The sequence below is a fragment of the Marivirga sp. genome, assembly GCF_024636815.1.
GTDB lineage: Bacteria > Bacteroidota > Bacteroidia > Cytophagales > Cyclobacteriaceae > Marivirga.
Genome location: NZ_JAGXGF010000157.1, coordinates 1 through 8,768, shown reverse-complemented (window position 1 = coordinate 8,768; position 8,768 = coordinate 1). Strand labels below are relative to the sequence as shown.

Annotated in this window: 7 protein-coding genes; all 7 read left to right on the top strand. The window is 34.4% G+C overall.

Annotated elements, in window-relative coordinates; translation table 11 throughout:
- Positions 1–673 (top strand): restriction endonuclease subunit S (locus tag Q0L29_RS11435; protein ID WP_296621762.1); only part of this gene is annotated, 673 nt, incomplete at its 5' end.
- 3 nt (positions 674–676) lie between these two features.
- The gene (locus Q0L29_RS11430) at positions 677–2,314 is read left to right on the top strand and encodes an ATP-binding protein (RefSeq protein WP_296621761.1); all 1,638 of its coding nucleotides are present in this window, start codon (positions 677–679) and stop codon (positions 2,312–2,314) included.
- A 62-nt stretch (positions 2,315–2,376) separates the two neighbouring features.
- Positions 2,377–5,355, top strand: coding sequence for a DEAD/DEAH box helicase family protein (locus Q0L29_RS11425; RefSeq protein ID WP_296621759.1), 2,979 nt, complete (start codon positions 2,377–2,379; stop codon positions 5,353–5,355).
- Positions 5,356–5,479: 124 nt separating this feature from the next.
- Positions 5,480–6,421 (top strand): hypothetical protein, encoded by a 942-nt coding sequence (locus Q0L29_RS11420; protein WP_296621758.1) that lies wholly within the window; start codon positions 5,480–5,482, stop codon positions 6,419–6,421.
- Between the two features lie 338 nt (positions 6,422–6,759).
- Complete coding sequence (locus Q0L29_RS11415; RefSeq protein WP_296621756.1) at positions 6,760–6,939, top strand: hypothetical protein; 180 nt, start codon at positions 6,760–6,762, stop codon at positions 6,937–6,939.
- A gap of 255 nt (positions 6,940–7,194) precedes the next feature.
- A complete protein-coding gene (locus tag Q0L29_RS11410; RefSeq protein ID WP_296621754.1) occupies positions 7,195–8,106 on the top strand; it encodes a metallophosphoesterase in 912 nt (303 codons plus the stop codon).
- Positions 8,107–8,271: 165 nt separating this feature from the next.
- A partial coding sequence (locus Q0L29_RS11405) for a hypothetical protein (protein WP_296621752.1) occupies positions 8,272–8,768 on the top strand: 497 nt, incomplete at its 3' end.

Below are 8,768 nucleotides of genomic sequence, written 5' to 3'. Positions count from 1 at the left end.
GTCTGAGAGAGACAATGTTGACCTTCCATCAGGATGGTCTATTAAAAGGATAAAACAAATAGGAGAGATTAAATATGGCCTTGGACAACCTCCAAAGGAATTAATCGGAGGTTTACCAATTATAAGAGCAACAAATGTATTCAGAGGTCAAATTGATGAAAAAAATATGCTTTATGTAGACCCTGAAGATGTTCCATACAGCAGAGACCCTGTGCTTAGAGAAGATGACATTATTGTTGTTCGCAGCGGAGCATACACTGCAGATTCTGCAATCATTCCGAAGAAATATGCAGGGGCCATCACAGGATATGACATGGTCCTTAGATGCAATCCAGGTATTTCGGCCAAATTCATCAGCTATTGTTTATTGAGTAAATATGTTCTTAATGATCAAATGTTGCTGTCTTCGCTTAGAGCCGCTCAACCCCATTTGAATAAAGAAGAGCTTGGGAACACCTACATCTTTTTGCCTAGATATTCTGATCAAGTAAAAATTGCTGATCGGCTAGATAAGCTTTACATTAATATTTCAAATGTCCTAAACAACACGAAAAAACAAATCAAAATACTTCAAGACTATCGCAAAAGTCTTATTCACGAATGTGTAACAGGTAAAAAGCAGGTAGTGGATATGTCAACTATTCCCAAAATGGAAACTATTCAAAATAATTAGGTCATGAAAGAAAATAGCCTCCAAGATAAAAAATCATTAAGAACCCTAACCAAAGCCAACCCTGACTGGGATGAATTAGCGAAGGATTGCGTATGCTTTGCCAATGCTCAGGGCGGCTCTATTTATTTCGGTATCGAAGACGATGAAGATTTACCACCTGTTGGACAAAAAATACCAGAGCATTTACCCGCTAAACTGCAAAAACAAATACAAGGGAGAACTATTAATGTAAGTGTAATCCCACAGCTAAAAATAGCTGAAAATCATGCGGAATATTTACAACTTCTAGTACAGCGAAATGCCACTGCCATTGCCTCCACTTCCAACGGCCGCTACTATATGCGAGTGGACGATGACTGTAAGCCCATTTTACCTGATGAACTGACTCGATTGTTGGCAGACAAAGGCGCATTCGTCTGGGAGGCACAATCTTATTTAAATGTAACCAGCAAAGAATATGATATTGAAAAGCTCACCCAATTTTTATCCGATATCCAGAGTTCTGACCGCGTCAGTCAGTTTGTAAAGGATAAAGCACCGGAAGAACTTATGGAGCATTATTTTTTCACCTCTCAAAATCACCTGACAAATTTAGGAGTTTTATGGATTGGCAAAAGAGAGCATAGAGCCAAATTACTCTACGCTCCATCTATTCAGTTTATAAAATACGATGAAGATGAACAAAAAGTAAATAAATTGGTGTGGGATGATTACAGTAAGAATCCTAAGGACTTGGTACAGTCTGTACTTAATGAAATCCCTGACTGGAAAGAAGGGGTAGAAATAGCAGATGGTATATTTAGAAAGAATATATCTAATTATGATGAAGCAGTCATCAGAGAACTTATTGCCAATGCTTTGGTACATCGCCCATATACTACCAAGGGTGATATTTTTATCAATCTTTATCCCGATCGTTTAGAAATTCATAATCCGGGCTTATTGCCTCTTGGTGTAACACCTAAAAATATTTTACACAAAAGTATTCAGCGTAATCCACACCTGGCAAAGGTATTCTATGATTTAAAGCTCATGGAAAAAGAAGGTTCCGGATATGACAAGATTTACGAGTCTCTGCTTTCTAGTGGTAAACCCATTCCTGAGCCAATTGAAGAATTTGATCGGGTAAAAGTGACAGTTAGGAAACGAATTGTCAATAAACATGTGATTCAGTTTATTGAAAAGGTGCATCAGGAATTTCAATTAAGGTCTAAAGAAATTATTAGTCTAGGTTTAATTGCTCAACATACTTCTTTAACTGCTATTGAATTTGGTAATATTTTAGGGCTGGAAGAAAAAGAAGCCATTAAAACATGGTTAGGAAGATTATTAGAGTTCAAACTCGTGAAGTCAAGAGGCAAAACAAAAGGAACTTCCTATTACGTGGAGCCTTCAGTCCTCAAAAAGCATGATTTCAAAGGAAAAACAAGTCTAAAAAATATCAGTCCTCATAGGCTAGATGCGCTAATAATAGAAGACTTAACACGATACGGAAAAAGCGCTATTAGTGAAATACACCAACGGGTAGGTAAAGAAATACCTATAAGAACCTTGCGGTATCAAATTAACCAATTGGTTGATTTAGAAGAGATAATTAAGGAAGGAGAAAAGAAAGGAACAAAATATTTTATTGACAAATGATGCCGAAAAAAAACTGCTTTGTCAATAAATTGTCAATAAATTGTCAATAAATCGGTTGAAATATGCCCAGTAATAAAGAAATATTATTTCAAGATCATATTTGTGCTTTTCTAGAAGGGGAGCATAAATACACGGTGCTGACCAAAGATGACTTCACGGATAAAGATTATCACATCATTGAAAAAGACCTCATTCAATTCATTACAGCAACCCAATCTGATAAATATGCAGAGATAGAGGAAAACTATAAAACAGACACTGATAAAGAAATCATCAAAGCACTCAAAGATGAGCTAACTAAGAAAAAATTGTGGCTCATTATGCGAGATGGCCTATTGGTAAAGGGTACTCAAATCGAACTCTACAAACCCAAACCACGGTCCAATACAACTAAAACACAAGAAAAAAATTTTCAAAAAAATATCTTCGCCTTCAAAAAAGAATATCGTTACAATCCATTTACCGATGAACGCATTGATTTGGTCATTTGGTTAAACGGTTTACCGATTATCGTAATAGAATTAAAGCATGAAGAAGAAAGACAAATATGTGTTGATGCCATTTACGAAAGCTTTTTACCTCGGGATTTAACTAATAATATTTACAAACTACCTTTCCTCTATATAGCAAGCAGCGAAAAAGAAGTGAAAGTAGCTACTGATCCCAGCTCAGAAAAAAACTTTAGGTGGTTTAATGCACAATTGGTAAATAAATCAGAAACAAAAGGTGAATATCCGGTAGAGCATTTGTACCGTCATGCCCTATCAAAAGAGAACATAGCGAAATACTTAGAACACTATTTGGTTTTTGTACCAGCACAAGAGAAGGTCACGGAAGATGGTCAGCTAACCAGCATTCCTTCCTTTAGTATTTTCCCAAGATATCATCAATTAAGAGCAAGTAAAGGTGTAGCACTTGATGTTCAGCAATATGCTAATGAGTACAACACATTAGGTAAAAAATACCTAATTAATCATTCTGCAGGTGCAGGAAAAACCCTGACTATAGCTTGGATGGCAGATATGCTAGACAGCCTTTACACCAATGACAATCAAAAGGTATTTGATAACATTGTCATCCTTACGGATAGAATCAGCCTGGATAAAAATGTGAGAGATGATTTAGAGTTATTTTCACATTTAGGTAAAAAAATAAACTTCAGTAAGAAAGCAGGAGACTTGGCAAAGTTCCTGGAAAAAGATCGTGACATTATTGTTTCAACCATTCATAAATTCAGCCATATTCAAGATAAAATTCAAGAAAGCGAAGAGTTGCAAGGCAGAAAGGTGGCATTTTTAATTGATGAAGCCCACCGCTCTCAAGATGGTAAAATGGCCTTAACGCTTCGTAAGTTTTTTACGAAAGATGGAGAGGAAGCCGAACAGGAGGAAGAAGAACAAGACCCAACGGATGAAATATCAGAAAAACTCCAGAAACTAGATACATCAAATCAGGCTTTTATTGCTTTTACAGCCACTACCACCCCAAAAACATTAGCATTTTTTGGTGAACCATTTGATGTGTATTCAGAGGAGGAGGCCATTCAGGAAGGATACATTTTAGATGTAGCCCAAAACATAATTTCCTATGAAACCCTTTTTAATCTAAAAATTAAGGAGACCATTTCAACGAAGGAATTTCCGGTTGGAATAGTTAGTAAACTTCTCAAAAATATCGCTTACAATGATGATGGCCTGATTCAATATAAAAGTGAGGTAATCATCAATCTTTTTGAAGAAAAAGTAGCCAACACAATCAATGGTAAAGGTAAAGCAATGGTAGTAGCATCCTCTCGCCCAGCTGGTTTAAAATACTTTGAAAACTTAAAAACGATTATTGAAGAGAGGGGATTACCCTATAAAGTTTTATTTGCTTTTAGTGATTACACAGATCCTGTTACCAACGAAACGATAGAGGAAATAAAGGTAAATGAATTAGACACCCTCCATTCAGGAAAGCCATTGGAGGATGTTTTTGATACAGACGAATATAGAATTTTAGTGGTAGCAAATAAGTTCCAAACTGGTTTTGATCAACCCCTTTTAGCAGCAATGTTTTTGGATAAAGTAGTCAATGGAGTCAATGCCATCCAAACTGTTTCAAGATTAAATAGGCAACATCCTGATAAAGTCCAAGCAGACATAATGGTAGTGGATTTTACAAATAACACCTCTAATATTTTTGAAGCATTTAATAAGCATAGAAAAGGTACTCCTTACAAGGAATCAGAACCAAAAAAAGAAATACTCGAAAAGCTTTATGAAAATATTGAGGAATTGGAAGTATTTACTGAAGATGAAATAGAATCCTATATTGAAGCATATTTAGTAGCCGAAGCAGATGCAAAAAAAGGAGAATCAACTGCGGATGCACTGTTAAGCAATATCAATCAGGAGTACAGAGAAAAATTTGTAAAGGAACTTCCGGACATTGAAGACCAAAAAAACTACATCGGCTTGCTAAGACGTTACACCAAGCTTTATTATTTCATAGCGCAGTTCTATACACTGGATTACTATTTACATCAGTTTATAGTATTTGCCGAAACTATGGCAAATAACCTTAGTAGAGGAGGGAAAACATCTGAACTGTCCCAACTTTTGAAAAATGTAGAACTTAGTAAAGGAGCTGTTAAATATCATGGTCACAAAACAAATTTGAGAGTTTTAAAAGATACTAAAAAAACAGGCTTGAAAGCAGGGGATGGAGGAAATACGCCTACAAGAACCACAATTGAACAAGCCTTAAAAGATATTGAAGAAAAATACCCAATATCAAAAGAAGATGCTATTGTGATCAGAGAAATCTGCGACAAAGTGTCTAAGCAATATGAAATTAAGCAAAGAATTATTGATAACAGAGAAAACGAAAACTACCTAAGATTTAGAGCTATTCTGAAAGTAAAAGATGCTGTAACAGATGAATATACAAGTAGAGAGATGTGGGAACAATTGGGTGACCCAATCTATACTGATAAAGGTGGTATTATAAGCCTGATGGGTAAAGCCATTATAAGAAGTGTTTTAAAAGGCACTGCCTAAATTTCATCTTTTTTATCCTAGAAAAGATTTAGGAAATTCTGTCTCTTTATTTTTTTAACTTAAAGCATTTGAAAAAGTGAATAGTGAAAATATAACCACGGTAAGCTTACATAAGCAATAGCATATGGCGCAGATGACAAAGGAAGAATTTTGGAAAAACTTCAATATTGGTAGAGAGGTACAATTATCTGGAAATTTCATTTATGATGGGTTACTTGTCTTTGAGCAAATGGAACACTTCTATAATGAAGATGAGATATTTGAATTTTTCTATTTTATTTCTGTTGGTATAGAGCGATTACTAAAGGCAAATGTAGTTTTAATTGAACATTCATTTGATTCGGTCCAAAGTGAATTAGAAAATAGTCTTAGAACCCACAACCATACTGAATTAAAGAATCGAATTGAGGAAAAACACAATTTGCACCTAGGGAAAGTTCATAATGAATTTCTTCAAATCTTGACCAAATTTTATAAGACCACCAGATATGATCGATTTAGCATTTATAATTATCAGCATTATGATAAGGAAAAAGATGTTCTTATTAGCTTTTTAAAAAAATACTTAGCCAGAGAAATTCATACTAATTTTTTAAATCCAACCGCGAATGATATAAAGATTAAAAAATTTATCGGCAGGGTTATAGGGAAAATAATCAGCTCTCTTTATGATATTTTGCATGAAGAATCACATAGGCTAAATATATATTCCTATGAAATAAGAACATTCTCAAAAGCATATAAAATATTTCTTGAAAAGGACTTCACATTTGAAAGAGAGAAAATACTTCAAAAAGAAATATTAGTCTATTTATTACAAAACACTGAAGATTCTGGGTTCAAAGAACATATAAAAAAGCACTTACCTCCTCTGGAATTTTTAAACGGTTCTGAAAACACTTACACCAAATGCTTATTAGATCTTTCAAAATGCTCGGAATTTTTGGATGAGCTTGAGGCTAGATATGACGATTTAGAAGATAAAAAACAAAGGTTTGCTGCAATTGCTGTAATTGGTAATGATAATCTAATTTTTAGAAAGGATATGGCGGATGAGGAGGAATGATATAAAATAATGGTATTATCTTAAACTCCTCAGCCGAAGGAATCAACAATTTGCTAATGGTAAATAATAAGATGAACCTCCTTTAATTTAAACGAGGTAAAATCAAGTCGCTGAATACCAAGCTCTTAATGACAATAATATTAAACGAGATTAAGATTGTTTTTGGTAGAAACTTAGCGGAAACAGTAAAGAAATATTTCAGTATGGTGAATGGTTAAAAAAGAATAAATTAAAAATAAACTGAGAAATAATACTGTTAATCCATTGACAATCAAAAGTTATTTATTTTTCAGTTATTGTTAAAACTTTGTATTCTGTGAAATAAATCATTATAAAGAATGAGTGCTTTCTATCTTGTTTACAATAATTTATACCCTCCTCAAACCTTCCTAAGTGGGAAAAGACCAGAACAAGACCACATCACCATCTTAGTCTCCTTCCCTTTTGGGGAAGGATTAAGGATAGCTTGTCAGCCTTTGGCTGGGGGCTTTATCTCCTTCTCTTTTGGGAAGGACTAAGGATAGCTTGCCAGCCTTTGGCTGGAGGCATGTGACTAGGATGTGACTAAACTCACAAACCCAATCCGTAAAATACTAATTTCCAGAATCTTAACTATGTTACAGGATGTGACTAAGTTCAATTATTTGATTCCATTAATACCAAGTAACAATTCTTAACATTTACCTTTAAATTATACTAAAAATTCTTAAGTTTAATTTATGTATCAATAGCAGCCCTTACAACGCTCCGCTGAATAAAAAAACCAAACAGATATGATAGACCTTATTGGAGACATCCACGGCCATGCAGACAAATTGGAAGAACTATTACTGAAATTAGGGTATACAAAAAATAATGGAGCATACTCCCACACAGACAGGAAAGTCTTGTTTGTTGGAGATTACATAGACAGAGGACCTAAAATTCGAGAAACACTAGAAATAGTGAAAGCAATGGTTGACAGTGATAATGCAATTGCTTTAATGGGAAACCACGAATACAATGCCATCTGTTTTCATTTTCAAGAAACCGAGGGCGGTCATCTTAGAACACATCTCATTAAGAATATCATTCAACACTACAAAACCCTTGAACAATTTCAGAACAGACAAAAAGAGTATGAAGAATACATAGATTGGTTCAAAACTCTACCACTATATTATGAAACAGACACTTTTAGAGCGGTTCATGCTTGTTGGGATAATGATAATATTCAATATTTAAAAGCTACTTTGGTTAATGATAGATTAACCGATGACCTTATTTTTCAATCAGTAAAAAAAGGCACAAAATTGAATGAAGCGATTGACCAAACATTAAAAGGCAAAGAAATGAAAATGCCAGCTGGCCTTTTCTTTAAAGACAAAGACGGAACAAAAAGAAGAGAAATTAGAATCAAATGGTGGGAAGACCCATCCCAGATGACTTATAAATCAATAAGTGTTGAACCAATTGAAAACCTCCCAGAACAGCCCATTGCCTCTGCCGAATTAACTGACAATAGCCATTATCAAATTGATGATAAAAAAGTATTCTTTGGACATTACTGGCTAAGAGGTGAACCATCCTTATACAAGCATAACATTTGCTGCTTAGATTACAGCGTAGCCAAAGGTGGGAAACTAGTAGCATACCGCCTTAATGATGAGCATAATCTTGATGAAGGTAAATTGATATACGTTTGAAAAAATGCTTTAAGAATACCGAAGCGAGCATCAGGATAAAATATCAGCAAAAATAAAAATATCTTTTTCCAATTAAACCTTTAATTATGCCAAACTCTTTAGTTAGAGCACAGACAGAAGGTTGCTAATGGCCAATAATTAAGTGGAAATAACTATCTTGAACTTATGAAAAGATTATTACTATTAACTTTACTTATTATTCCACTAATTGGGTTTACTCAAAAAACTGTCACTATAACAACTTATCCACAAACTGTTCCAGATGGTAAAAAGTGGATTTTATCAAACAAACAGAATACTCTGGTCGAGGTAAATCGCGGAGCTCTTAATTCAGGCTCGCTTTGTAATGCTAGATTTCTATCAAGTCCTCGAATTTTAACTGGTATAGTTGTAGGTGAATATGGTCAGCCCAGACAGATTTATGGTATTATATTTAAAAATCTAACTAAAGCAACCTTTGTCAATGAATTAACTTTTGATATTCTGCCCATTACTTTTGTTAAGAATGACTTTAATATTTCAGAATTACGTTCTACTAGCCCTGAAAATGTTGGACAATCAGAAATCAAATTTATTCAGGGGCAGAAAGTTTTTGTAGGCGAATGCTTGAGTGGCATTCAAGTAATTGAGAAAGACCTTACACCAACAGAATTGGCAACTAT